Origin of the sequence: Brevibacterium marinum (assembly GCF_011927955.1) — a bacterium.
In the GTDB taxonomy this organism is placed as follows: Bacteria; Actinomycetota; Actinomycetes; order Actinomycetales; family Brevibacteriaceae; genus Brevibacterium; species Brevibacterium marinum.
The window spans coordinates 1,084,224-1,110,450 of sequence record NZ_JAATJN010000001.1; the positions used below are offsets into that span (position 1 = coordinate 1,084,224).

17 protein-coding genes are annotated in these 26,227 nt (G+C 64.4%); 13 read left to right on the top strand and 4 right to left on the bottom strand.

Annotated elements, in window-relative coordinates:
* Positions 1–58: 58 nt before the first annotated feature.
* Complete coding sequence (locus tag BKA07_RS04760) at positions 59–1,207, bottom strand: acyl-CoA dehydrogenase family protein (protein ID WP_167949884.1); 1,149 nt, start codon at positions 1,205–1,207, stop codon at positions 59–61.
* Positions 1,208–1,246: 39 nt separating this feature from the next.
* Positions 1,247–2,440, bottom strand: a complete 1,194-nt coding sequence (locus BKA07_RS04765; RefSeq protein WP_167949885.1) for an acyl-CoA dehydrogenase family protein — start codon at positions 2,438–2,440, stop codon at positions 1,247–1,249.
* 375 nt (positions 2,441–2,815) lie between these two features.
* Here BKA07_RS04765 and BKA07_RS04770 point away from each other — a divergent pair, with 375 nt between their 5' ends.
* The 13 genes from BKA07_RS04770 to BKA07_RS04830 all read left to right on the top strand — a co-directional run bounded on the left by BKA07_RS04770 (position 2,816) and on the right by BKA07_RS04830 (position 23,450).
* Positions 2,816–5,353 (top strand): helix-turn-helix transcriptional regulator, encoded by a 2,538-nt coding sequence (locus BKA07_RS04770; RefSeq protein ID WP_167949886.1) that lies wholly within the window; start codon positions 2,816–2,818, stop codon positions 5,351–5,353.
* A complete protein-coding gene (locus BKA07_RS04775; RefSeq protein ID WP_167949887.1) occupies positions 5,350–7,929 on the top strand; it encodes a LuxR family transcriptional regulator in 2,580 nt (859 codons plus the stop codon). Before BKA07_RS04770 ends, BKA07_RS04775 begins: the two co-directional genes overlap by 4 nt.
* A gap of 280 nt (positions 7,930–8,209) precedes the next feature.
* Entirely contained in the window at positions 8,210–10,876 is a 2,667-nt protein-coding gene (locus BKA07_RS04780; RefSeq protein ID WP_167949888.1) for a LuxR C-terminal-related transcriptional regulator, read from the top strand.
* A gap of 185 nt (positions 10,877–11,061) precedes the next feature.
* A complete protein-coding gene (locus BKA07_RS04785) occupies positions 11,062–13,020 on the top strand; it encodes a nucleoside-diphosphate sugar epimerase/dehydratase (protein WP_167949889.1) in 1,959 nt (652 codons plus the stop codon).
* Entirely contained in the window at positions 13,010–14,188 is a 1,179-nt protein-coding gene (locus BKA07_RS04790) for a GNAT family N-acetyltransferase (protein ID WP_167949890.1), read from the top strand. Before BKA07_RS04785 ends, BKA07_RS04790 begins: the two co-directional genes overlap by 11 nt.
* Positions 14,185–15,366 carry a GNAT family N-acetyltransferase gene (locus BKA07_RS19715; RefSeq protein WP_167949891.1) on the top strand — a complete coding sequence of 394 codons (1,182 nt, stop codon included), beginning with the start codon at positions 14,185–14,187 and terminating at the stop codon, positions 15,364–15,366. Before BKA07_RS04790 ends, BKA07_RS19715 begins: the two co-directional genes overlap by 4 nt.
* Position 15,367: 1 nt before the next feature.
* Entirely contained in the window at positions 15,368–16,444 is a 1,077-nt protein-coding gene (locus BKA07_RS04800) for a sugar transferase (protein ID WP_167949892.1), read from the top strand.
* Positions 16,441–17,610 carry a DegT/DnrJ/EryC1/StrS family aminotransferase gene (locus BKA07_RS04805; RefSeq protein WP_167949893.1) on the top strand — a complete coding sequence of 390 codons (1,170 nt, stop codon included), beginning with the start codon at positions 16,441–16,443 and terminating at the stop codon, positions 17,608–17,610. The genes BKA07_RS04800 and BKA07_RS04805 overlap by 4 nt, the downstream gene beginning before the upstream one ends.
* Before the next feature lie 157 nt (positions 17,611–17,767).
* Positions 17,768–19,495, top strand: coding sequence for a tyrosine-protein kinase domain-containing protein (locus BKA07_RS04810; protein ID WP_167949894.1), 1,728 nt, complete (start codon positions 17,768–17,770; stop codon positions 19,493–19,495).
* A complete protein-coding gene (locus tag BKA07_RS04815) occupies positions 19,492–20,619 on the top strand; it encodes a glycosyltransferase (RefSeq protein WP_167949895.1) in 1,128 nt (375 codons plus the stop codon). The genes BKA07_RS04810 and BKA07_RS04815 overlap by 4 nt, the downstream gene beginning before the upstream one ends.
* Positions 20,616–21,755 carry a glycosyltransferase family 2 protein gene (locus BKA07_RS04820; RefSeq protein ID WP_167949896.1) on the top strand — a complete coding sequence of 380 codons (1,140 nt, stop codon included), beginning with the start codon at positions 20,616–20,618 and terminating at the stop codon, positions 21,753–21,755. Before BKA07_RS04815 ends, BKA07_RS04820 begins: the two co-directional genes overlap by 4 nt.
* The gene (locus tag BKA07_RS04825) at positions 21,752–22,354 is read left to right on the top strand and encodes an arsenate reductase/protein-tyrosine-phosphatase family protein (protein ID WP_167949897.1); all 603 of its coding nucleotides are present in this window, start codon (positions 21,752–21,754) and stop codon (positions 22,352–22,354) included. Before BKA07_RS04820 ends, BKA07_RS04825 begins: the two co-directional genes overlap by 4 nt.
* Complete coding sequence (locus BKA07_RS04830) at positions 22,344–23,450, top strand: EpsG family protein (protein WP_209043865.1); 1,107 nt, start codon at positions 22,344–22,346, stop codon at positions 23,448–23,450. Before BKA07_RS04825 ends, BKA07_RS04830 begins: the two co-directional genes overlap by 11 nt.
* On the opposite strand, the gene BKA07_RS04835 is transcribed toward BKA07_RS04830, so the two are convergent.
* Both BKA07_RS04835 and BKA07_RS04840 read right to left on the bottom strand, forming a co-directional pair.
* Positions 23,370–24,710, bottom strand: coding sequence for a lipopolysaccharide biosynthesis protein (locus BKA07_RS04835; RefSeq protein ID WP_167949899.1), 1,341 nt, complete (start codon positions 24,708–24,710; stop codon positions 23,370–23,372). The genes BKA07_RS04830 and BKA07_RS04835 overlap by 81 nt on opposite strands.
* Positions 24,703–25,980 carry a lipid II:glycine glycyltransferase FemX gene (locus BKA07_RS04840; protein ID WP_167949900.1) on the bottom strand — a complete coding sequence of 426 codons (1,278 nt, stop codon included), beginning with the start codon at positions 25,978–25,980 and terminating at the stop codon, positions 24,703–24,705. Before BKA07_RS04840 ends, BKA07_RS04835 begins: the two co-directional genes overlap by 8 nt.
* Between the last annotated feature and the right edge of the window lie 247 nt (positions 25,981–26,227).

Here is a 26,227-nt window from a genome sequence, read left to right on the forward strand (position 1 = left end):
CTCGGTTCAGGCCGACGGTGTGACGGCCGCCTAGCTCAGCTCAGCCTTTGCAACTGCCTCAGCTGAGGTCGGCTGCGTGGGGTTCGATGAGCCCGCCGATCTCTGCCAGCTCGGCCGTCAGCGAGTCGGCATCGTCGAAGGTGCGGGAGATGACGGTCAGCCGCTTCGCGTAGTGCCCGATCGGGTACTCCATGGTCATGCCGATTCCGCCGTGCATCTGGATCGACTCCTGGCTGATGGCCCGCGCCGACTGATCGATGACGACCTTGGCCGCGATGACATCCCGGTGACGGTCCTTCTCGGAGCCGACCTCCTCGTTTGTGACCGCGAGACGGGAGTACAGCGCCATGCTGCGGGCGTATTCGAGATCCGCGTAGAGGTCCGCCGCACGGTGCTGCAGCGCCTGGTTCGCGCCGATGGGAGCACCGAACTGCTCACGCGTCTTGAGGTACTCCGCCGTCATCGTCAGCGAGGCCTCCATCACGCCGACCGCTTCGGCCATGATCGCGGCATTGGCCGTGTCGAAGAGTTCGGCGACGATGGCATGCGCGTCGGCGGCACCGAGGCGCTGTGCCGGCGCATCGTCGAACTTCACGCTGGCGCTGCCCTGTCCATCGGCCTGACGGTGAGCCACACGGCTGACCCCGGTCGCCGAGGCGGAGACGAGGAACAGTCCAAGGTCACCGTTCTCGGACGCGGTGACGATGAACTGGTCGGCGACGTCGCCGCCGAGCACACCGTTCTTCTCACCGGTGATGGTGAAGGAGCCCTCTGCACCCGCCGAGGCGGTGGTGGCCGGTGTCTCGACCGAGTAGCGCAGACCGGGTTCGAAGGCGGCGAACGCGAGGAAGGTCTGGCCTTCGCAGACCGAGGGCAGGATCTCCTGCTTCTGCTCCTCGGTGCCTGCGGCGGCGATCGCGTTGGCGCCGAGCACGGCTGTGGCCAGGAACGGCTCGAGCACGAGCGAACGGCCGAAGGCTTCGGCGACCACGGCCACCTCGGCGAAGGTCATTCCGGCGCCGCCGTAGTTCTCGTCGATGGCCAGACCGAGCAGGCCCATTTCGGCGAACTGCTGCCACTTCTCGCGGGAGATGCCCTCCTCGCTGTGGAGAATGGCCTCACGCGAAGCCGCGTCGTACTCGCTGCGCAGGTACTTGTTCAAGGTGCTGGCGAGTTCTTGCTGTATGTCGTTGAGTTCAAGATCCATTGTTGTCCTCTTCTTCAGTGTCCTGGGTTCGTGGGAACCTCAGAGACCAAGCAGTGCCTTCGAGATGATGCCCCGCTGCACCTCGGACGAACCGCCGTAGATGGTGACCTTGCGGGTGTTGAAATACGAGGGGAGGGCGTCGACCGCTCCATGCGGAAGGTCCGACAGGCCCTCGCCCTGGACACGGTCGGTGACGAAGTCGAGGCCCTGCGGCCCGAGGACGTCGACGAGCAGTTCGCTGATGTCCTCCTGCAGCTGCGAGCCCTTGAGCTTGAGCACCGAGGAGCGTGGGTCCGGCTTGTCGGATCCGGCGGCCTGTGTGGAGAGGATCCGCAGCTGAGTCATCTCCAGCGCGGTGAGCTCGGCTTCGATCTTGGTCAGGCGCGCGGAGAACAGCGGGTCGTCGAGCAGGCTGCCGCGCGCGGTCTTCGTCACCGCGGCGTATGCCTTGGCCCGGGCGAGGTTGACCTTCGAGGTGCCGATGCGGGCGATGCCGGTGCGCTCATTGCCGAGCAGGAACTTCGCGTAGGTCCAGCCCTTGTTCTCTTCACCGACCAGGTTCTCGACCGGCACCTCGACATTGTCGAAGAACACTTCGTTGACCTCGTGGCCGCCGTCGATGAGCTGGATCGGGCGAACCGTGACGCCGGGGGTCTTCATGTCGATGAGCAGGAACGAGATGCCCGCCTGCTTCTTCACGTTCGGGTCGGTGCGGACCAGGTTGAACATCCAGTCGCCGTACTGACCCAGGGTCGTCCAGGTCTTCTGTCCGTTGACGATGTACTTGTCCCCGTCGCGGACCGCGGAGGTCTTCAGCGATGCGAGGTCGGAACCGGCGTCCGGTTCGGAGAAGCCCTGCGACCACCAGATGTCGATGTTGGCGGTGGCCGGGAGGAAGCGCTCCTTGATCTCCTGGCTGCCGAAGGTGGCGATGACGGGGCCGACCATCGAGACGTTGAAGGGCAGCGGCTGGGGAACGCACGCCAGCTGCATCTCTTCGAGCCACAGGTGATGCTGGACGGGAGTCCAGTCCTGGCCGCCCCATTCGACGGGCCAGTTCGGGACGGCGTATCCGTGCTGATTGAGGATCCGCTGTGAAGTGACCACGTCATCCTTGGTCAGCTCCTGGCCGGTCGCAACCTTGAAGCGCAGTTCTTCGGGGATCTGAGTGCGATAGAACTGACGCATCTGCTGCGCGAACTCGCGCTCCTCTGCATTCAGCAAGGTGTCCATGAAATCTCCTGATTGATCGTTCGGTAACTTTACTCAATAGTACGTTTCGGTGTTCGGGCTCACAAGTGGGGACGGTGCTCCGATTCCTCGGCGGATCGGGCGAGGCGGGCGGACGGGGCGGACCGGGCGTACGGGTGGAGATTTTCCCGTGCTCAATGTCCAAGAATGCGGTAAGGTATGACGGTTATAGTAGGAGTAGTCATTCAATCGGTGTCCGAAGCTGACAGATTCGGCACCGACCGACATCCGTTCATACGGTATGCAGGCCGAACGGCGGCGAAGACGCCGGTCGACGTACAAGCGAGACTCGATGTCGAGTCCTTCCCGTCGCTGGCTGCGAGGCGGATGTCGCAGGGTCCGAAGAAGGCTGAGAACATGTCCGTTGCTGTTCGACCGGTCCAGCGCCGGTGCCTTGGGTACTTGGAGGAGATCGCTTCCGTTCTGCAGTCGCTGACAGCGCCCGACCGATGCGGATGCCTGGTGATCGGCGCCGCCGGGATCGGCAAGACCACGGTGATGAACGCCGCACTCAAACAGGTGGGCAGAGACGTTCGGATTCTGCGGTTCCGCGGATCCGAGCACATGCGTGAGCGTCAGTTCGGCATTCTTGAGATTCTCCTGTCCCAGGCAGGCGATGTGCCTGGGGGCGTCGGCGCCGCATTCTCAATCGTCGCCAGAGCGATTGCGGGCCGGTCGCAGAGGACGCAGACCATCGTGCTCGTCGACAATGCCGATCTCGTCGACTCCGCATCGATGTCCGTGCTCTGCCAGCTGGCCGAGCACGCTCGCATTCGACTGCTCGTCGGGGCCGAACAGATCCGGCCTCCGTTGGACCTGGTGACGAACCTGTGGCTGTCCGGAAGGATGTCGCGAGTCGATCTCGGAGGACTCGATGAGACAGCGGTGGCCGCGCTGGTGCAATCCTCCGGCCAAACAGCCTCGAGGTTCGACTCGGTGGCAGAGCTGCATGCCGAGACCAACGGGAATCCGCTGCTGCTGGGTCACGTGCTGTTCGGGCGGCAGCAGATGCTGACCACGGATCGCATCCTGTGGAAGATCGAGCCTCAGCTGAAACCGATTCTCGAGATGATCGCGATGACCGGGGCTATCCGATACGAGACGATGGTGCGACTGTGCGCACCCGAGGATCTGGATGCGATGGTCGATGCCGGTACGATCACGATGTCACAAGGACGGTATGCCGCTGTCGAACTCGTCGAACCGGTCGTCGCCGACTTCCTTCGGTCAAGGGTCCGTCCCTCCCACAGCCTGCAGCTGTGGAAGAGACTCAACCAGGCCGTCATCCACGACCACCTGGATGGTCAGCCGCTGTTCGGCTATACCCGCTGGGGACTGAGCCTTGGCCACAGTCAGCCATTCGAGCGGGTATTCTCAGCGGTCGGTTGGGCAAATGCCCGTGGCCGGTATTCGGAGGCAGCCGCGCTCGCCGAAGCCAGCGGGCACGACACCGATGAACTGCGCCTCGAATACGCGCGCGCAGTCAGGGGCCTCGGCGATGTCGCAACAGCGCGGGAGGTGTTCGACAAGGTTCTCAAGAGCGTGACGGCGAGGTCCGGCGATGTGAGTCCTCAGCTCATGTCCCGGGTCGCGAGCATGGACCTGAGACTGACCGATCCGCGTCAACCGGAGCGATTGCGGACGCAGTGGGTCAGCGATCACTTGCTCGTCCCCGACGACGTCGGCCGCCTCGACGTGACGAAGGCAAGGTTCGAGGTGAAGGGCGGTCGCTATGAAAGCGGTCGCCGGCTGGCGAGCAGGGTCTATCAGGATCACTCGTGCCTGACCCGGCACAGACTGCGGGCCGGTGCTGCTCTGGGCGCATCGGAAGTGATCACCGGTCGAGTCGTCAAGGGGCTGAAATACATTGATCAGGCCGAGCTGATGTTCACATTGCCGGGGATGACGAGCCTCGAACGAGAAGATGCGATACCGCAGTTCTTCCTCGCCCGGTACATCGCCGGTGATTGGGCCGGTGCCAGAAGATCGGTGGAATCGGCCGACCACTCCCAGCAACTGTCGCAGCTCGTCGGAGCACTCGTGGACATACGCACAGGACACCCTGCGCGAGCGCTGCTGACATTGGACGCAGTGCTGCCGCAGGCGTGGCCCGCGAGCTGCATCGACATCGCCCGAGTCGGCCGTTCGGCCAGACTGTATGCCCAGACCCTGCTCGGTGCTCCTTCCTCCTCGACGGGCGAGTGCGCGAGCGATGCGGGATCGGGCGGTCAGGACGACTATTCGGATTGGGCGGACTTCGAAGCTCAGCTCTTCGAATTGGAGACGATGGCCCTCTCGCAGCCGGAAAGGGCCGCCGAAGAACTCTACGCACTCGGGGAGTCGCGCCGTGCGCAGGGGGCCATCACTCTCGCATCATCCGCGTGGCTGCAGGCGGCTCGGCTCGGACACAGCGGTGCGAGGGCGGAACTGGCCGGAGCCGCCGCCCAGCTCGACGGTGCGCCCGGCCGTCTGGCTGGAATCGTATCCTCCGCGATGACCGATGGACGCCCGTCAGGTCTCACGGCGGCCGCGAAACAGGCGGCGAACTTCGGTGCGATGGTGCTCTGCTCCGATCTCGCGAAGATCGCGCAGGATCGTGCGGTCGAATCGCGGGATTCGCAGGCGGCCAAGGAAGCCCGGAAGCTGATCGGTGAGAGTATGCGCGCGATCAGGTTCAGCTCCACGGGCACACAGCTCCAATCGGTGCTCTCGGACCTCGAACGACAGCTCGTGGACGGAATCATGGCGGGACGCAGCAGCCAGGAGCTCGCCCATGCGCACCACCTGTCCGTGCGCACGATCGAGTGGCATCTGGGTCGCATCTATCGCAGGCTGCATGTGGTCGACAGGCGGGAGCTGCGCGAAGTCATTTCGCATTGGGGCGAAGGTCGATGAGCGAATTCCTCGATGCAATGGTGTTCGGCAGGAATCGGGAGCTCACGGTGATCGAGAATTCGATTCTCGACTCGTCCTCGAACGGTGTCTCCATCGAGGGTGAGACAGGGATGGGGAAGACCCGCCTGCTGACTGAGATCCACCGCCGCCGAGGCGGGCGCGACTTGCGACTGAAAGGCGATCGGGTGCTGCGTTCGGTGCCGTTCGGTGCCTTCGGCATGATCGTCGATCTGGACGAGGACCGCGCAAATCTGCTGCATCGGGTCGTCGAGGCATTGACCGTCGGTCGGCAGACCCCTGTGGTGTTCGTCGATGATGCCCACGAACTCGATGAGCGCAGCCTCAGCGTCCTTTCGCAGCTGGCCGATGACGGAAGGATCAAGCTCATTGCCGCCATGCGTCCGAACACCGCCGAGGTGGGTCATCCGTTCGTCGAACTCGTCGCCGACCGTGTGCTCGATCAGGTGGTGCTCGAGGCGCTCGAACCCGATGGGTATGCCGAGATGGTCGAGCACTATCTCGGTGGAATAGTGTCGCGAGGTGTGCTCGACATCGTCGGGTTCCATACCGGACGCGTCCCCGGGAAGGTCATCGAGCTGCTCAGATATTCGGGGCGGGCGAAGAGGTTCCTCGACCGTCAGGGTGTGTGGGTCCTCGACGGGCTGGACATCGATTACGACGAACGCGCCAGGGACGTCACACGCATCGATCTGAACCGATATTCGACCGCCGAACGCCACGCCCTCGAACTGGTCATTCTGGCTGGGGAGGTCGATGTCGAACTGATGCTGGACGCAGATCTCGGCGACGCTGCCGACTCCCTGGTCACAAGCGGAGAGCTGCGGCTCGAGCAGAGACCAGCACGCGTCTACGTCGCGATCGAGAACCACGCTTCGGAGACGATCAGGTTCACTGTGCCCGACGGCCGCAGTCGGCAGATGTTCGAACTGGTCTCCGGATTCGCCGACAGCCCTTCGACGCGGGCGATCATGCTGCGCACCGATTGGGGGATCCGATGCGGGGCCGATGTTCCGGTCCACGACATCATCGACGGAGCGCGACTGGCAACTCGCCTGGGTGAATGGCAGAGGGCGCTGCGGATGCTCAACGAGGTGCCCACCGATCGCATGGCCGCGCATGAACTGTTCGACCTCGGGCGACTCTACTGCGAGGTCAATCAGGTCCCGATCGGTTTCGACGTCCTCGCCCAAGCAGTGGAGAAGGCCTGCTGTGCGCAGCTCGTCTTCGACGCCTTCCAGCTCTGGGTCTACCGCGACTTCGACCGGAATTCGCCGGCGCTGTGCCTCGACGACTTTCACCGGGGCCTCGACCGTCTGGACTCGCGATCCGAGAGGTCGATCTGCGAAGGCCTCGACGCTGACATCGTCAGGGAGCTGATGATGATGCTCGCGGCCCGTCCTCTCGTCGAAACGGCGATCTATGAGCCGGAGGGGATCGGACCGGTGCCCGAAGATCGTATGCGGACCACGCTCAAGAGTCTGCACGCGATCTCCCGTGCAAGCCGGAGCTCGGAAACGGGCGACAACCGCGAAGCTCTCGATGCACTCGACAGAGTCGCTCCCGATATGACGGAACTCGGCACGGGTTCTGTCATGCTCACGACGTTGAGGGCCAACTCTCTGGTGAAGTCGGGCGACATCTCCGGTGCCAAACAGCTGATGAGTGCGCAGCCCAGCTCGGATCTGGCCTTCCTCGCGTCCCGCAGCGGTCCGACCGATCTCATGTGGTCCTATATCCATCTGCTCGAAGGGCAGCTGTCCGAGGCCACACGGTGCAGCCATTCGGCTGTCGAGGCCCTCGAATACTGGAACCAGGTGCCCTTCCTCGCGATCGCGATCGCGCACGCGTCCTATATGTCTATGCTCGGCGGCAACATCGATGCCGTCGTCAGCTATGAATCACGCTTCACAGCTCTGCCCGATGATGGCCCCTATCTGGAGTATCGGCGGGCCCTCATGCTCCGCGCCATCGTCCGAGCTCTGCGCGAAGGCACCGTCACCGACGAGATCCACGAGATGCTGGCACGGATGCGGGTCGAAGGGTCGTTCGGGCTCGAAGCACAGCTCAGGCTCCTGCTGTTCCACCACTTCGCTGAGGCCGACCCCGAGGCGATGTGCTTCATCGCGGAGCAGGGAAACGGCGGTGAGTTCGATCTGCTCCGAGTTCTGGGGAAGGCGCTGGTAGACAGTGACGGGGCTGCGCTTCTCGAGATCGCTGCTCAATGTGAGACTTCCGCTCCGCTCCTGGTCGCGCAGTGTCGAGCTGTGGCCGATCGCTTCCTCGTCTCCGGCACCCTTCGCTCGGACAGGCGAATCGACGACAGATCGGGTCTGACCGTCCGTGAGCGCGAGATCAGCGGACTGGTCACCGTCGGCAGAACGAACGCAGAGATCGCCCGGGAGCTCGGAGTCAGAGTGAGAACCGTCGAGGGCCACATCTACAGACTGTTCCAGAAGCTCGGAATCGCTCGCCGCGAGCAGGTCGCAGCGGCGCTCGAGACGCTCGACGGCGGGGGCCGTCCTCCGGGCGGCACCGATCGGACGGCGCCCGGGTGAACGCGGGCAACGCCTGACTGACGGCGCCCGGGTGAGCGCGGGCAGTCCCTGACTGACGAGACATCGAGTACCCGAGCCCCGCCTCGGCGGGATACAGGCCCTTGAGTAGTCGTGCACCCGTAATGACTGCCCGATGACTGAGTAGTGATGCGCTCATGTCCAGGATCGGCCACCTATTCCCCGAGCCGTTTCGCGGCGATGATCGGGTCATGAGCATCTCACCGTCGCAGCACACAGCAGTGGGCGTGCACCAAGCCGCCGAGGTCCCACAATGGAGGGTATGATCCGACGGTCCGAGTTGGAGGGCATCAGATCGATGTTGGAACGGCATTCGGTCGCAGCCGTCATCGGACCGGCCGGATTCGGAAAGTCCTCACTCCTGACAGCCCTCCAGCGTGACTGGGACGGGCCCACGGTTCGCGTGCCGTACAACCGATCCGAAGCCGCCACGAGACTGTCCGGTCTCGACATCCTGCTCGCATCTCTGAGCGTTCTGGATGCGGAAGCCTTCTCCTCCGGTGACGACGGCCCGACGACGGGAGTCTCCGAGGCGGAAGCCGCTGAGACGGTCATGGGTCTGCTTCGTGGGGCCCGGATCCCGGACAACACCCTCATCATCATCACCGATGCTGATGGAATGGACGAATCCTCGCAGGTGGTGCTCGGCCAGATCGTCCGCAGACTGCGCGCCGGTCGTGTGCGGATCGTGATCTCCGCGCGATCCGTGTCCGCCGACAGCCCCCTGTCGGGAATCCCCAGCGTGGAGCTTCAGACACTCGGCGAAACGCAGATGGCGGAACTCGCGGAGCACCTGACATCGGGGGCCATCAGCAGCGAAGCTGTGAGGATCGCGACGCAGGCTGCGTCGGGACGCCCCCATGCACTGCGTCTCATCCTCGCCGACATGACCCGCAGCCAGAAGTCGGGCCGGATCGCACTGCCGATCCCGGGCAGAGTCGGGCGGGCCGCAGAGCCGATGGTCCGCGACCTCGTGGGAGACGGCAGTGCGGAGATCGACTCGGTCCTGCGACTGTTGGCAGCGGCACCGCTGACGCCCTTCCGAGCAGTGCAGCGACGGTTCCCCGAACTGTGGGAGCACGCCGACGAACTCGAAGCCCGCGGCGTGCTCGAGAGACGAGGACCATTCCTCTTCATCTCCCGGGGCCTGGTCAGGGCATTCGTCCACACCGACATGGGCTCGCGCGAGCGCATCGCACTGCACGAAAGCCTCGAGCGGCTGTGCACGGATTCGGAACCTTCCCTCCAGCACTGGCATGCGTCGTTCTCGAACCCCAGCGACGAAGCCGCCTGCCGATTGGCCGATGACGCAGTGGGGCTCATCGCTCAGGGATTTCCGGAGGCGGGAATCGAATTCATCGAGCGTGCCATTCGGATGACCGCGGACACCGCGACTTTGGGACAGTGCCTGCTCGATATCGCAGAGGCGCTCTTCGGCCGTGGCGACCTGGTCTTCGCCGCGCGGTACATGCGAATCGCCGCGACGATCGGCGACCCCGGACTCACGGTCTGTGCGCGAGCACTGAAGATCGAGATCGAATTCGCGCAGCACCAGAATCTGCCGTCACGTCTGCTCAACAGCTGGACCAGAACCGAACTCGAGCAAGCTCCTGCAGCAGTCGCCCGCCTCCAACTGGTGCTCGGCCGCTGCCATCTCGAGCGTGGAGAATATGCGGAGGCGCAGGAGCTCCTCGACGCTGCACTGTCCATCCGTGAGCACTTCGGCCCGCGAGAGCGGCAGATCTGCGACGGCATACGTCTGCGTCTCGAATGCCACCGGGGAGATGACGGCCTCGCTGTGGAGAAGTTCGCCGAGCTCGGTGATTTGGACTTCGAGTCGGTCGAACCGGCCTATCTGCTGTCGATCGCTTCCGGTCTGATGCTCACCGAACATTACGAATCGGCTCTGGCCGTTCTCGACGTGCTGTGCGACGGGCAAGGCAGGGAAACCATCTGGTGGACCCTGGCCGCGTACCACCGGGCCGAGATCGCCATCCGCTCCGGCAATATCGGGCAAGCCCTCGACGCCGTCGAATCCGCAGAGGCGCGGACAGGGACACCGGCGATCCGGCTCGACCGTCTGCTCGTCCTGAGGAGTTGGAGCCTCCTGATGAGAGGCCTGGCCAGTGATGCAGAGCCCACCGAAATGCAGCTCGCCGCGTATGCGGCGGCAACGCACAACCGGAACCTGGTCGCATCGCTCAACGCCGTTCAGGGGTCGTATCTGCTGAGGGCCGGGTATCCCGCGGACGCAGTCAGGCATCTTCTGCGCTGTGACGAACTGACGGGCAATGAGACGAATGCGAATATCCTCCGCTATGAGCCCGAGCTCATCGAAGCCCTGGTCCGGATCGGTCGTCGGGAACACGCGAGCCTGGTGTTCCAACAGCTGAGGAAGAAGGTCGCCCGCATCAATTCCCGGTGGGCCGAATTGGCGTTGGGCAGATGTGAGGCGATTCTGACCGCCGGAGACAGATCGGTCGAACTCTTCCGCCGAACTCTGCGTTCCTGGAAACCGCAGGACTCACAGCTGGAGAAGGCGCTGACTCACGAAGCCCTGGCCCGGCGCCTGATCGAATTGGGATCACAGACGAGCTCACGAGAACATGCGATCGCCGCGGCGACTCTGTACATCGAGATCGGTGGCGAACACCTGATCGCGGCCCCGAACCGGGAGACCGAGGCCCCGTCACAGGGGCAGACCTCGGCCCCCGAGCCGCCGGAGCTCTTCGACCTCACGGATGAGGAACTCAAAGTCGTCGAGCTGGTCAGAGCCGGATTGAAGAACCGGGACATCGCCCGCCGAGTGTTCGTGTCGCTGCGAACGGTCGAACTGCGGCTGACCGCAGTCTATCGAAAACTCGATGTCGCCTCGCGCACCGAACTCGTGGCACGTCTGGCCGGAAGCCCCCGCCTGACCGCTGTCTGAAGACGGCGGTGGCGGCTTGCCGCATGGTGCGCGCGGAGGCCCGCACAAGCACCACCGCAGGCGGTCTATCTCAACGGAAACCGGCCTAGCTTGGACACTGTTCGCGGTCGGCACGAGCCGTCGCGATATACAGCATACGCAAGCGGCGGGCCCGAGGTCGGCTGCAAGTGACAGTGGAGAGCGATATGACCGCAATGACCGAACCGGGCCTGAGGGCCTCAGCGACGACGGATGGGGCGCTGCCGAGGCTCACCTCGAGAATATGGCAGCGACGAACATGGTTGCAGATCGTCTTCGATGCCGGCGCCTGGGTGTTCGGAGGCGTGCTGGCATGGCTGGTGCTGGGCCTGAGCTGGACGATCGGAGCCGAGCTCGGCATGGCGATCGCGGCAGCGGTGGGCGCTCAGCTGATCTTCGGTGCCACGCTGCGTCTCTACAGCAGTCGCTACCGTTACGGCAGCTTCTCCGAATACGGCACCCTCATCCTGATCACGATGCTGATCGCCGGAGGTCTGATGGTGGTGACCATGGCCGACACCGCGTTCGTGCTGCTCATGGTCTTCACCGGTCTGATCACCATGTCGGCGGGCCGCTACCTGATCCGCTATGCCAATCAGATCGTCACACGGCCCGTGCACGGAGAGCGCGTACTCGTCATCGGCGCGGGCTCGGCCGCCGAATCACTGATCGGCCAGATGCTCTCCGACCCCCAGGGGCCCTACCTGCCCGTCGGGCTCATCGACGACGACCCCCACAAGCGGTACCTGCGCATCCACGGAGTGCGCGTACGGGGCACCAGTGAGAACATCGGCGACGTCGTGCAGTGGCTGGGGGTGAGCGGAGCGATTGTGGCCATCGCCGATTCCGACGCGGAGTTCCTCCAGGTCTGCCGCGACAGGCTCAAGCCGACCGGTGCCTGGCTGCGAACGATTCCGCCGCTCGCCGAACTCGTGAACCGCGTGGTGGAGGTCGCCGACATCCGTGACCTCAAGGTCGAGGACCTGATCGGCCGCAGCCCCGTCCACACCGACATGACCGAGATCGCCGAGACCATCGCGGGCAAGCGCGTTCTCGTCACGGGCGCGGGAGGCTCGATCGGCAGCGAACTGTGCAGGCAGCTGTTCGCGCTCGGCCCTGAAGCACTCATCATGCTCGATCGCGACGAGACCGCACTGCACGGCGTCGAACTCGTTCTCTTCGGTTCGGCGCTGCTGACCTCGCCCCACACGGTGCTCGCCGACATCCGGGATCCGCTGGCTCTCGATCGGATCTTCTCCGAGACCCGGCCCGACATCGTCTTCCACGCCGCAGCGCTCAAACATCTGCCGATGCTGCAGAGATTCCCCGAGGAAGCCTGGAAGACGAATGTCCACGGGACCTTGAACGTCCTCAGAGCCGCGCAGAAGGTCGGGGTCGAACATTTTGTGAACATCTCGACCGACAAGGCCGCTGCCCCGACGAGTGAACTGGGACGCAGCAAGCGCATCGCCGAACGGCTGGTGAGCAGATTCGCCGCTCAGTCGAACGGCACCTACCTGTCGGTGCGGTTCGGCAATGTCCTCGGCTCGCGAGGGTCGGTGCTGCTGTCCTTCCAAGAGCAGATCCGCCGAGGTGGTCCGGTCACCGTGACCGACCCCGAGGTACGCAGATTCTTCATGACGATCCCCGAGGCCTGCCAACTCGTACTGCAGGCGGCGGCCACCGGTGAGGACGGTTACGTCATGGTCCTCGATATGGGTGAACCGGTGCGCATCGTCGATATCGCTCGCAGCCTGGTCGCGATGTCGAATCGGGATACGGAGATCGTATTCACCGGCCTGCGCGAAGGCGAGAAGCTCGATGAGGAGCTGTTCGGCGACTACGAGGGCACCGTGGTCAGGATCCACGAGAAGATCAGTCGGGTCGAGGCCCCCGAGCTCGATTCCGCGTCGCTGCCCTCGGACATCGCACCGAGAGAGGAGATCGACGAATTCTGCTCCCGCTCCTGCGCGACGACCCCCACCATCGCCGAGGTTGCCGTGAGTGCCGATGCACGCGACGTCACCGACGTCACCGACGTCACCGGCGTCACCGACGTCGCCACCGTCGCCACCGTCGCCGGCCACCGCGCGACCCTGCCGGCAGGTGAGCCTCATGTCGTCTGAGCTGCTCATGGAATCCCTGCAGGACTCGTCGTCCCGGCCGCGGACATCGTCGAGACAAGCGACTCTGCGAATCCACGATCCCCGGGACCGGGCAGGGTGGCAGGCCTGGTCGGAGGCATGGGTCCGCTGTGCACGGGCAGATGCGTTCTCCCATCCGTCCTACCTCGTCGATCGGGCGCAGCCGGGTGAGAAGCCGCTGGCCGCGGACTTCGACGATGGTCATGGGTCGAGGGTGCTCTTCGGCTTCCTGCTGCGCCCGATCGTCTCCGACGCCCTGGGCCGTGCGGTTGCCGAGGAGTGCTATGACATCACGACGCCGCTGCTCTACGGCGGTCCGCAGCGCTTCATCGCCGCGGGCACACACGAGGAGACATTGCTGACGTCGTTCTGGGAACACTTCCGACAGTGGGCGCAAGACAACCGCGTCGTCAGCGAATTCCATCGGGAGAACCCCGTCGCGGGCCCCTCACCCGGCTATCCGGGGCAGCGCACCGAGCACGCCGGGCACGTCGTCAAAGGACTCGAGGGAAGGAGCGAAGCCGAGATCTTCGGCGACACGTCGAAGAGCTTCCGTCGTACCGTGCGCAGAGCCGAAGCAGCCGGCACCGACATCCTCATCGACGAGACCGGTGCCCGCATCGATGATTTCCTCGACCTCTACTACGCCACGATGGATCGCAACAGCGCGGCCGCGAGCTTCTATTTCCCACGTGAGCACTTCGACATGCTCAACACGAGCTTTGCGGGCAGAATAACCTACCTCTACGCGCTCGAGGCCGGTCGGCCCACCTCGGCGGAGCTGCTTCTGCAATGTTCGGACATCGGCTATTCGCTGCTCGGTGCCACCGCCGAGGCCGGCCTGCTGAGCGGAGCGAACAGCCTCCTGTCCTTCCGGGCGTTCCTCTACGCCCGATCCCGGGGAATCAGGCACTATGTGCTCACCGGAGGTGTGACGAACTCCGACGAGGACAGCCTGCTGCGTTACAAGCTGTCCATGGCGAAGTCGGGGCTGCGACGCTATTTCACTGCGTCACAGGTGACCGACGAGAACAGATACGAGCAGCTCAACCGCGGCCATGACACCGAATGCGGGTTCTTCCCGGGGTATCGATGCCCGCGCTGCGAACAGGACCGGGCCGGGATCAGAACGACGGAGGTGGAATCGTGAGCGCTCGCCTTCAGCTCCTCGACGGAGGTCGCGAAGCCGACAGACACACGTGGATCGACCTGTGGGCGGCTTCTCCCATGCAGTCGCCTTTCGCCCATCCTGAGGTGTGCCGACTCCTCGGTCCTGCCGAGGCCAAGCTCATGGCCGCGGTCTGGACCGAAGGACGCGGTCGGATCCTCTACCCGTTCTTCCTGCGCAGAATAGAGGGAGCCCGCGGCACCGGGTCCCGCGGCACCGGGACCCGCGGCACCGGGACCATCGGCGGCGACCGTCGTCGCGATGAGCCCGGGGGAGACTACGATCTCAATGACATCGTCACCCCCTACGGCTACGGCGGACCACTGCAGTGGGGTCTTGCTGATCCCGCACGCTCGGGCGCGGCATTCTGGGACGAGTTCGACACGTGGGCACACGAGCATCGGGTGGTCAGCGAATTCGTCAGGTGCTCCCTGTTCACCGAGCAGCTGCTCCCGTACCCGGGGAGGCTGCGGGAGAGGCAGACCAACTTCATCCGCAGCCTGGACATGCCCGTCGAAGAGCTCTGGTCCGGTGTTTCGTCAAAGGTCCGGCGCAACGTGAGGCGGGCCGTGAGCGAGGGCGTGGAAGTGGTCGTCGACACCGAGGGCAGGTTGATCGACGAATTCCTGCGCATCTACCTGGCGACGATGGATCGTCGGTCGAGCGCGGATTGGTACCGGTTCGATCGGTCCTTCTTCGACTCTCTGCACGCGGCGCTGCCCGGACGCTTCGTCTATGTCTTCGCCCAACACGAAGGACGGCTGATCTCTGCCGATCTGATTCTCAACGGTGGGGACACCTCGTACTACTTCCTTGGCGGCACCGATGATGCCGCCTATTCGGTCCGGCCCAACGATTTCGTCAAATGGGAGGTCATGAGCTGGCTGAGACGGGCCGGCTACCGACACTACGTGCTCGGCGGCGGGGTCAGTGCCGGTGACGGCCTCGAGCGGTACAAGCGCGGTTTCGCGCCGAACGGAGGAGTCACATTCCTCACCGGCGAGAGGGTATTCGCCGCACCCGTGTACGAGAGGCTGACTGCGGCCCGTTCACAGAAGCTGGCAGACAACGGCGTGGACGCGGATGAGGGGTTCTTCCCCGCCTACCGGCAGGGCGGCGACCTCCCAACCGATTCCGAACTCGAATTCGTGAGGATATGACATGGCTGACTATCGGCGGGTCAAACGCGTACTCGATTGTGTCGCGGCGGCGCTCGGGCTGTGTCTGCTCGCGGTGCCGATCGCGGTGATCGCACTCCTGGTCCTCGTCTTCCACGGTGCTCCTGTGATATTCACCCAGGAGAGGGTGACCGAAGGCGGGAAGGTCTTCCTCCTGCGCAAGTTCCGCAGCATGCGAGTCTTCGCCCCTGGGCGGGGATGGACGAACGACGACTCCCGGCTGACTGGATTCGGTCGCGTGCTCAGGGGCTCCAGCCTCGATGAGCTGCCGGAGCTGTGGAACGTGCTCGTCGGTGACATGAGCATCATCGGCCCCCGCCCCCTGACGACCGACTATCTGCAGCTCTACACGCCCCAACAGGCGCGCCGTCATGAGGTTCGCGGCGGACTGAGCGGTCTGGCCCAGGTCAGTGGGCGCAATGCTCTGTCGTGGGACGACAAGTTCGACCTCGATGTCGACTACGTCGATTCGCTGTCCCTGCTGACAGATCTGCGGATCCTGGTGCTCACGGCTCGGGCGGTGCTCAGCCGGCACGGGGTCGAAGTCGATGAAGGCACGACGACCGAGACCTTCGGCGGCAGTCTGCGTTCGACGTCGGTCGTGTTCGACACCGTGTCGAGGTCTCGGGAGATCAGCGTCTGGCAGGCCAGAACCCTCGACGGAGATGACATCGGCGCCTGCGAGATGGTCAGGGTCGACGACCTCCATCAGCTGATCCGATTCAAACCGGTGGCAGGGACGGTAGGCGGACCGGCGGCTGAACCGGTGGCAGGGACGGTCGGCAGCGGACACTCGTCGGATCGACGGAGTGTTGAGGTGCTGAGGCTCCTCGTCAACCGCGCTCGAGGAGCGAACGCCGATTTCGCGCTCTGCCGACTGCCTTCGGTCGGCGACCTCGGCGCGATATACGCCGAGGCGGGATTCCGAGAGGTGCCGACCGACGACGAACCCTCGGTGACCGCAGCAGTCTCGAAGCGACCCGGACTGAAACTCGCCGAAGACGGGTATCTCTGCTGCGATCTGTATCCGACGAGCGCAGAGGCCAGGGGCGCATCATGACGATCTCGAAAGACGCATCAGCGCCTTCACGGGAGCGCGTTCCGCTGTCGACTCCGGACGTGGGCCCTCTTGAGGAGGAATTCCTGCTCAGGGCCTTTCGCAGCGGTTGGATCGCGCCGACGGGACCAGACCTCAGAGCCTTCGAAACGGAGCTGGCTGCCACAGCAGGAGTCAAGCACGCTGTCGGACTCGCCTCGGGTACCGCAGCCCTGCATCTGGGGCTGCAGGGACTCGGCGTCGAACCCGGAGACCGGGTGCTGACATCGACCATGACCTTCGCAGCAACGGCGAATGCGATCACCTACTGCGGAGCTGAGCCCGTCTTCATCGACTGCCGGCGTGACGGAAACCTCGATCCGGGACTTCTGCATGAGCACCTCAGGGAATCCGGTCGCAGAGGCCGGCTGCCAGCGGCGATCGTCCCCGTCGACCTCCTCGGACGACCAGCCGACTACGACCGGATCCTGCCGATCGCAGCGGAGTTCGAAGTGCCGGTGTTCATCGACGCCGCCGAATCACTCGGATCCTCCCATGCAGGCAGACCGGTGCCCAGCCTCGGCCACGGTGCCGCCGTGTCCTTCAACGGCAATAAGATCATGACCACCTCGGGCGGCGGAGCACTGCTGACCGATGATCCGCGACTGGCCGAATACGCTGCGTATCTGTCCAGTCAGGCGAGGGAGCCGGTGGCACACTACGAACACACGGAGATCGGATTCAACTATCGGCTGAGCAATCTTCTCGCCGCTCTCGGCAGAGCCCAGCTGCGGCGTCTCGATGACATGATCGAGCGACGTCGGGCGATCCGGTCTCAGTATGTCGACCGACTCGCGTCGCACGATGGGGTCAGTCTCTTCGGATCCGACAACGTCCATCGGGACAACGCCTGGCTGACCGCGGTCCTCATCGATGAGGACCGGTCGGGTTTCACTGCGGCGCAATTGGGGGACTGGCTGGCAAATCGCGATATCGAGACGCGGTCGCTGTGGAAGCCCATGCATCTCCAGCCGGTCTTCGAAGATGCCGAGACGGTCGGCGGTGCGGTGGCCGAGGAACTCTTCGCCACGGGACTGACCCTTCCCAGCGGTTCGGCTCTCAGCACGGCTCAGATCGTTCGTGTCTTCGACGCGATCGATGATTTCCTCTGCGGAGGTCCGCAGGCATGATGCGGGCGACCGTACCCGGTCTCGCCTGCACTGCCGAAGGACGGGGGCCCGCGGATAGTCTGATCGCACCTTCGGCCGCCGGCCCGGGGACACATCTGACTGCTGTGACGATGCCTTCGACATTCGCCCACGGTCCACGATCGGAGCTGAACGAAGAATGAAGCTTAAGGAATTTCTGCTCTTGCTGCGGCGCCACGCGGCTCTGCTCGTCATAGCCGCGGTGCTCGGCGGGCTCGGCGGCTTTGCGGCGCATACGCTCGTGCCGACGACGTATACGGCACGCACCGAGCTGTTCGTCTCGGTGGCGACCTCGGGCGATCCCTACGAACTGCAGATGGGGTCGAGCTTCATCCAGGAACGGATACAGACCTATGTCGATATGGCCCAGACTGGGCCGGTGCTGCGTCCCGTCATCGACGATCTCGATCTCGACACGACTCCCGGAGAGCTTGCCGGACACGTTGCGGCGTACAGCGACCCTCGGACCGTCCTCATCTCGGTGGAAGCCACCGAGGCGACACCGGTCCAGGCGGCGAGCGTCTCACGCGGGGTCGCCGACAGCCTGGTCGATGCCATTGAGGCCGTGGAGGATCCGACAGGGGATGAAACCAGCAGAATACGCATGACAGTGTCCAACCCGCCGACTCCACCCCTCGAACCGGACGGACCCGCCGCGTGGATCTACGTTGCCATCGGTGTGTTCGTCGGTCTTGCCATCGGACTCGGGCTCGCGCTGCTCAGGGCGGCTCTGGACAACAAACTGCGCAGCCGCGAGGATCTCGAAGGACTGACCTCCGCATCTGTACTGGCCTCGATCCCTGATGATCCGAACATCGGCGATCACCCTCTCATCTCCGACCTGTCACTTGATGACCCACGTGGTGAGGCATTTCGACGCCTGAGGACGAACCTGGGATTCGCGCAGGTCGACGATACGAATTCGGCGATTCTCGTCACCTCCGCCCAAGCTCAGGAGGGAAAGTCCTCGACGAGCATCAATCTCGCAATCGCTCTCGCACAGGCGGGCAAACGGGTCGCACTCGTCGATGTCGATCTCAGACAGCCGACGGTCGCCAAGAAGACAGGGCTGGAGAATTCGGCGGGACTGACGACAGCACTGCTCGGAGCCGTCGATGTGGACGATCTGCTGCAGCCATGGGGGCAGGACGAGCTCTACATCCTCACTGCTGGAGTGATGCCGCCGAATCCGGCAGAACTCCTCGATTCGCGTGCGATGAGCGCATTGGTTGCTCGGCTGACCGGCGAATTCGACGTCGTCATCCTCGACGGACCACCGCTGTTGCCGGTCTCGGACGGTCTCGCCTTGGCGAAGATCGTCGGACGTGTCCTTCTCATCGCCGGAGTCGGGCGCGTTCGGCTCACAGACCTCCAGGAGTCGCTGAGATGCCTGGAAGTCCTCAGCGCTCCGATCAGCCTCATCCTCAACAGGGTGCCGCGATCGGGCATCGAGATGAGTGGCTACTATCTGCCCTACGCGTCGAGGGCAAAGGATGTCGGCGCCGAGTACGACGATGATCAACATCCTGGATCCGGAACCGAGCCGGATGAGGGAGGACGGTCCCCGCAGACGCGAACCGGAAGGTCAGGGAACAAGGCCGTGAGGCGGACGCACCGCAATCGAAGCGCCCGAGGGTCGTCGCCGAACACTCCTGCCCCAAAGGCGCGCGACGCCTTCGCCGGGGAAATCTGGAGGTCCACCGGTGGGCCGCGGGCACACATTTGGCCCGGGCGATTCGGCGAAGGACTGCTCGGCCGTTCGTCCGCGGATGAGGGCGGCGCAGCCGCGGGCGGCACACTCCAGGACGGCAGCGAGGAATCGGTGCCCGAGGCCGAAGCCCTGGTCCACGGTCGGAGGCAATCATGAGAATCGGGCTGCTGGCCAGCATGGGACACATGATCGACTCGTTCTTCACCGGTTTCATCACCTCGTGGGAATCGGCTGGGCATACGGTCTCCGTCGCTGCGGGGACTCCCGTCGATGACGGGCGCAGTGTCGAAATCGACGGTCTGACTCGTCGTCCCGGACCCGGGATCCTCCGCGCCGGTCAGGGACTGAGACGCTGGGTGGACGAGCAGCGTCTGGACGTCGTCGTGACCAATTCGGCGACGGCCTCGAGCATCGTGCGGATGAGTCGGGTCAGCGCCCCTGTCGTCTATTTCTGCCATGGGCTGCATTGGAATTCCGGACGGCACGCGGACGAACGACTGTGGCAGTTCGTGGAGGCCGCCCTGCTGTCCCGCACAGCAGGGGTGATCACGATCAATGCCGACGATCTTGCCTGGTTCGCAGCACGACTGGACGACCGCCGCGTCCTGAACCTGCCGGCGGGTGTCGGGCTCGATCTTGCAGCCTATCCGCCGTCGCCGGTGCCTTCCCGACGGGCGCTCTCAGTGCAGGAGCTCCGTCTCCTGTGGGTCGGAGAGTTCAGTCCGCGGAAGCGACCTGGGCTGGCACTCGACCTCGCACTCAGACTGAGGGACGCGGGGATCCCGTTCACGCTCCGAATGCTCGGTCAGGGCGACTTGCTCACGAGCACGAGAGCACGCATCCGTGACCTCAGCCTCGAATCACAGGTTGAGGCCCCGGGGCGAGGAGATGCCGCCGCAGAGTTGGCCTCATCGCATTCGCTCATCCACACTGCGACCTGGGAGGGCCTGCCACGAGTCATGCTCGAGTCGCTTGCCGTCGGTCGGCGGGCATACGCCTTCGACGTCAAAGGTGTGCGGGACATTCCCCATGCAGTCCTGAGCCCTGACGCAGACACCACAGCCTTGGCGGACCGCATCGCGGCGGACTGGGTATCCGGAGCACTGCTCCAGCCTCCGGGATTCGACCGGGAGACGCTCGACGTCTCTCACTCGGCAGAGCGCATCCGTCGGTTTCTCGAAGACGTGGTCGTGGGACCGCAATTCATCACGGCTCGAGGAGATCGAGCCCGGCAGTCCCCTCCTGGGCTCACCTCGGAATCACAGAATGGGACACCATGAGTCCCGTGCTCGTATCGGTCATCATCCCGGTCTTCGACGGTGAGGACACGATCTCGGATTGTCTGCGTTCGGTGACCTCGCAGACGCACCTCCCCCTCGAGATCATTGTCGTCGACGACGGGTCACACGATGCGACAGCAGACATCGTTCGCCGCCTCGCCGCCGAGGACGGGCGCATCGATCTCATCGTTCAGGACAATCAGGGGGTCTCGGCGGCGAGGAACCGCGGTCTCGCCGCCGCTTCAGGGGAGTGGGTGATGTTCGTCGACGCCGACGACGCATTCGCAGATCCGGTGCTCGTCGAAGCAGTCGTGCGCGCCGGGGACGGAACGGATCTCGACGGGGGCGGAACGGGCCTCGGCGGGGACGGAGCGGGCCTCGACTGGGAAGGAACGGACCTCGACGGCGAAGGAGCGGGCCCCACCGGCGAAGGAGCGGATCTCGTCGGAAAACGAGTGGATCTCGTCGGCTACGGTGTCCGCAGGCGGGCAGGGGCGGGCGCTGCAGGACTGCGCACCTCGGAGGAGCCCCGTTCCGTGGAAGCGATGATACGAGAAGCTCAGGACACAGTGCTGGACACGGAATCGATCGCCGGCATGGTCCTCGACGAAAGCGCGAACGCGGTGTGGGACAAGGCCTACCGTCGTTCGCTGATCACGAACGAGGGGTGCTCCTTCCCCGAAGGAATCAGGATGGGCGAGGACCTGCTGTTCAATGTGGCGTGCCTGAGCGGCGCGGACCGTGTCCGGATCCTGCCGATCGACGGCTATCTCTACCGCTGTGACAACGCAGACTCCGCGACCAGACGGTATCTGCCGGACAAGTTCGCAGATCTCATGTATGTCAACGATGAGCTCAGGAAATGGGCTGCGACGAGCGGAGCCCCTGAGCTTGTGGCCGCTGCCGAGTACATCAGAGCAAAGAATGTGCTCTCGTGCATGCAGGATCTTCATCACCACGACTGTGACCTTCCGCGTCGTGACCGGCTCCGCACGGCTCGGCGTTACAGAACGAGGGTTCCCGCTGTGGACGCCAGCGGACTGGGCGGTCGCAGGCGAATGCTCTGCCTGGCGTACAACGCCATCGGCGTCCTCCCGATGTTCCACCTGGCAAGGCTGACAGGGGCGCTGAGATGAGCGGCCGGTGGGATGTCACCGACCCCGAATTTCGAATCCTTCTGGTCTGCACCGGCAATATCTGTCGATCTCCTCTTGCCGAATATCTCCTGCGGGACGGCCTCGACGAAGTCGCTCCAGGGCAGTTTCGGGTCACGAGCGCGGGAACCGGGGCCTGGGACGGAGGTCCTGCCGCCGTGCAGGTCCGACGTTTCGCCGAACAGCGAGACGTGTCCCTCTCGGACTTCGCTTCCACAAGGCTGGGGCCCGAGCACATCGAGGACGCTGATCTCGTGCTGACGATGGAACGCTCGCACCGGAGCGCGGTCGTGCAGTTGGCTCCTGCGGCCCTGAGGCGAACCTTCACCCTTCGAGAGTTCGCTCGGATCCTGCCGCTGGTTCCCCCCGAGTCCAGGACCCAGCCTGCGCAGCGATGGCATTCGCTCGCGGCCCTGACCCAACGCTATCGTCGCCCGGCACCGGACTCGCAGACGGCCGACGACGTCATCGATCCCTATGGCCGTTCGGATGCCGTGTACACGGAGATGTTCGACCAGATGGTGCCGGCGCTCGATTCGCTGATCAGCTGGGAACGCCGATTCAGCGCGGATGCGACGTGAGCTCATGATCACCGCATGGTTCGTGCTCGTCACCGTCTGGGTCCTGGCATTCACGGCTCTGGGGCAGTTGCGCTATGTCAGGCATTGGAGCAACGCGGTGTTCCCCCTCGCCTCCTTGATCTGCATCAACACCTATGTTGCCGCTCAGGGCAATTTCGACATCATCGACAAGTCTCGGTACGCCTTGGAGTTCGAGTCGCTGAGCTTCGCGCCCTTCGGCGAAGTGTTCGACAGCTTCGTCACCGAGGGACGTGAACCCGCGTTTCTGCTGTTCAACTGGACGATCGGGCTATTCACCCACGACGCTCGCGTATTCTTCATGATCGCGGCAGCAGCGTGCAGCCTGATGCTCGCCATCACCCTGTGGGTGATGCTCGGGACCGGGTGGCAGACGACCGTCGTGTTCTACCTGACCTTCTGCTTCGGGTTCTTCACGAACTATTCGAGCTTCCTGCTTCGACAGGGGCTGTCGATCTCGTTCCTGTTGCTTGCAGCGGCGCTGGTCTTCAGACGGGCCAAGGTCCGGTGGGTGGTCCTTCTCCTGCTCATCGGCCTCCTCTTCCACTGGTCGGCGGCCGTGGCGGCAATCCTCATCCTCGCGCTCCGCCTGTTCCGCCTGCGACTGAGCATCCTCCTGGCCGTCTGGTGCCTGTTGACGGTGACCTATCTGACCGGGTCGAACGAAACGCTGGCGGGCCCGCTGGGGAACGTATTCAGCGACATCGAGACCTACTCCGACCCCGAAGTGATCGTGGAGTACACCGGCGGGACGAATCGACTCGACTTCTGGGTGATGAGTGCGGTGCCGGTGATCTTCGGCTACGTGGCCGTCAAGAAGCTCACCTTCCTCCCCGACTGGTATTCGACGTTGGTCAAGGCCTATGTGCTTCTCAACTGCTACTACATTGCACTGGGCTTCCTCTACTTCGGTGACCGCCTGGCGGTCTACTCGTGGTCATTGACGCCTCTGGTCATGGCGGTGCCGTTCCTCGGCTATGAGGGCAGAGGCCAGATGCTACTGAAGCCGGGCCTTGTCATCGGACTCCTGATCTGGGCCGCGTACTTCGGAACGTTCGAGAACTTCAGCATTCGCTGAACGCGTCGCCGAGCCCTGCCCGGGCCACCGTGAGAGACGGCAGAGGACGAGCTCTCCCACGTAACGGACGGAGGAACCGACGAATACGGCAAGGCATCCTGCTTCGACCGCCTCCATGCCCGAGAACCCTGCGATCACCCCGGAGACGAGGACGCAGAGAACCGAGGCAGCCCCGATCACCGTTGTCGCCCAGTACCGGTTGAGGATCAACAGCATCGCCGAGATCATGTATGTGGGCATCGTGATGCAGGCGGCCAGAGCCAGGAACAGCACAGCGGTCCGCGAAATCGAGAAGTCTGCTCCGTAGACGCTGACCAGAAGTCTGGGGCCGGTGAGGACGGCGAGGACGACCAGCGGAGTCAGAGCGATGAACGTGACCACGCTCGTTGCCGTGACGCTTCTCAAGAGCACGATTCTGCCTCGGGCCTGATAACGGCGACGATACCCCGGCAGGAGCACCGTTTCAGCCGAGGCGCCCACGAGATTGGCGAACACCACGAGATAGGCCGCCGAGGCATAGCGTCCCACATCATCGGGCGCTCCGAACAGGCCGACGACGCCGAGCGGAACGTAGGACAGAAGCGAATAGATGCCCTGCATGAGGGACAGGGGGACACCGGCCCGCAGAAGCGCACCCACGTCCCCAGGCACAGTCCGAAACCGTGAGAGCACCTGCTGCGACGCGGCGGGGCCCGGCGCCATCGGATCGGGGGAACGCAAGCCCAGGGCCCCGGTCGAGAACGCGGCCAGGATCGAGACGGCTGCCGCACCCCAGAGCGCGACGATCACCGACGAGGTGGCGAGCATTGCGAACGTCACGACCGCGGTGGTGACGAAGGCGTCGGCGATGAGGAGGATGCCGAAGGCACTGAGTCGTTCGGCCTTCTGCAAGCGGGCGAAGAACAGATCGGCTACGGAATCGCTGACTTTGATCAGCAGGATCGCCATGGCCAGCTGCCAGTCGAAGATCCCGCCGAGGTGCCAGATGACTGCCAGCCCCGCCACCACCGAGAGCAGGACGGTCGTCAGCCTGAGACCGAGGTAGACGGGCCATCGCACGTGCCGTTGGAGGGAGATGTAGAGATTTCGCAGACCCAGCTGCGTCGTGATGAAGATCGGAGTGAGAATGGCGAGCAGACCGGAGTACTGTCCGACCGCATGTGCCCCGTCCTGCCGGGCAAAGAGCCAGACGATGTACCACTGTGCCGCGGCAGAGACGATGTTGCCGACAGTCACGAGCATGAAGGGTCCCTTAGGCATGTGCCGGATCCTGCATCTGTCGACCCGCCCGGCTGCGCATCCGGACGGAAAGCCGGCGCGGCCGGACGGAAAGCCGGCGCAACCGGGCGGGAAGCCTGCGCAGTGCGTCGGCACCGTCACGAAGCAGATTCGAGGTGCCGGTGTACGCCGGCAGCAGTCGCGTGAATGCCGCGTAGAACCAGGGCTCGAGAGGCAGGTCCCAGGCACCGATGTACTCGTGCGCATCGGCACCCATATCGGCCTTGAAGCGCACCAGGCCGGAAGCCGGATCCGCCTCGTCGAGGGTGTCATCGACTCCTCCGATGTCGAAGACTTCGGCGGAGTCGACGATCGCCTGCCGGATGATCGCCCAATAGAGGGCGTTCGAGGGCTTCGCCTGCGGCCGAGCGGTGCCGGTTGCGGCGAAGATGCCCTGTGCGCGCGGGCCGACCTGGGCCGTCGCGCTCGCCGCGAGCACGTCGCCTTCATGCCGCGCGAAGTGCATCGAGAAACGACCTGGGAAGCCTTGGCCCAGGCAGGTCCACAGCGTCGTGAAGTAGTCGATCGGCTGCGGAGAGAAGCCGTTGCGATGCGCTGTCTGAGCATAGAGCCGATGTGCTTGAGGCAAGTCGTCATCGGTGCCCAGGCCGACTGTCACTCCGGCTCGCTCCGATTTGCGGATGTTCTTCCGCCACGCCTTCGTCATAGCCGCCAGAACCGCCTCCTCGCTTCCGCAGTGCAGGTCGAGCCAGAAATTGAGCCTGGGCTGGCTCGCATCCGTGGCCGCATCGCCCGGCGCCCGACGCCACCCGAGACGACTCAGGACGTCGACGAGGTCGAGGCCTGCATCGTCGAGTCCGTCGGGTGAGAGTTGGCTGAAACGGGTGATGGCGGGATTCGACAAACCGGCTCTCACGGTCGCAGCATCCCACCGCCTCAGACTCAGCGGGGGAGTGATGCGCACCGCGAAGACCCTGCGCGTCATCAGGTAGGCCCGCAGCGGTGTGAGGAGACTGTCGAGGTCGGCTGCGCTCCACTCGAGCACGGGGCCCTGAGGGATGAAGGCGAAGCGTCGGTCCGAGCCCGGCAGCTTCCGGTATCGGACGACGGCACCTGCGCTCATGACACCGTGGGCATCGAACCACCCCAGCAGCTCAGGGTCCCAGGCGGCGCCCCGTGCCTCCGCCCACTCCGGTGTCTGCTGATAGCCGACTGTGTGGCGGGCCCGAGTCGAGGCGCGATCGAGGAATCGCCAGTAGGTCTCGGGCGTGACCGTTCGAAGCGTGTACATCGGCCCAGCGTATGCCGGTCGGGTCAGGCAATCCATGGGATCGGGACGAACTGCGTGATGTTGACGGCAAACCGCACCGAGCGCTGTGATTCTCGGGCCCGTTCCGGCCGAACTCGCCTGCTTCCCCTCGGGCGCTTGCGGTCATTGCGGTGAACCGTCAGCTTCTCCTGTCTCTCCGCCACTTCTGTGATTCTTTCCACCTGCCCGGTGATTTTCGGTCGACAATGAAAGCCAGCGTTGGCCCGGT

Bases quoted from the DNA above. Each gene is read 5' to 3' on its own strand.
- BKA07_RS04820 (WP_167949896.1), top strand. From the start codon at position 20,616: ATGAGTCCCGTGCTCGTATCGGTCATCATCCCGGTCTTCGACGGTGAG.
- BKA07_RS04780 (WP_167949888.1), top strand. From the start codon at position 8,210: ATGATCCGACGGTCCGAGTTGGAGGGCATCAGATCGATGTTGGAACGG.
- BKA07_RS04805 (WP_167949893.1), top strand. From the start codon at position 16,441: ATGACGATCTCGAAAGACGCATCAGCGCCTTCACGGGAGCGCGTTCCG.
- BKA07_RS04825 (WP_167949897.1), top strand. From the start codon at position 21,752: ATGAGCGGCCGGTGGGATGTCACCGACCCCGAATTTCGAATCCTTCTG.
- BKA07_RS04840 (WP_167949900.1), bottom strand. From the start codon at position 25,980: ATGTACACGCTTCGAACGGTCACGCCCGAGACCTACTGGCGATTCCTC.
- BKA07_RS04835 (WP_167949899.1), bottom strand. From the start codon at position 24,710: ATGCCTAAGGGACCCTTCATGCTCGTGACTGTCGGCAACATCGTCTCT.
- BKA07_RS04775 (WP_167949887.1), top strand. From the start codon at position 5,350: ATGAGCGAATTCCTCGATGCAATGGTGTTCGGCAGGAATCGGGAGCTC.
- BKA07_RS04760 (WP_167949884.1), bottom strand. From the start codon at position 1,207: ATGGATCTTGAACTCAACGACATACAGCAAGAACTCGCCAGCACCTTG.
- BKA07_RS04810 (WP_167949894.1), top strand. From the start codon at position 17,768: ATGAAGCTTAAGGAATTTCTGCTCTTGCTGCGGCGCCACGCGGCTCTG.
- BKA07_RS04765 (WP_167949885.1), bottom strand. From the start codon at position 2,440: ATGGACACCTTGCTGAATGCAGAGGAGCGCGAGTTCGCGCAGCAGATG.
- BKA07_RS04770 (WP_167949886.1), top strand. From the start codon at position 2,816: ATGTCCGTTGCTGTTCGACCGGTCCAGCGCCGGTGCCTTGGGTACTTG.
- BKA07_RS04830 (WP_209043865.1), top strand. From the start codon at position 22,344: ATGCGACGTGAGCTCATGATCACCGCATGGTTCGTGCTCGTCACCGTC.
- BKA07_RS04800 (WP_167949892.1), top strand. From the start codon at position 15,368: ATGGCTGACTATCGGCGGGTCAAACGCGTACTCGATTGTGTCGCGGCG.
- BKA07_RS04790 (WP_167949890.1), top strand. From the start codon at position 13,010: ATGTCGTCTGAGCTGCTCATGGAATCCCTGCAGGACTCGTCGTCCCGG.
- BKA07_RS04815 (WP_167949895.1), top strand. From the start codon at position 19,492: ATGAGAATCGGGCTGCTGGCCAGCATGGGACACATGATCGACTCGTTC.
- BKA07_RS04785 (WP_167949889.1), top strand. From the start codon at position 11,062: ATGACCGCAATGACCGAACCGGGCCTGAGGGCCTCAGCGACGACGGAT.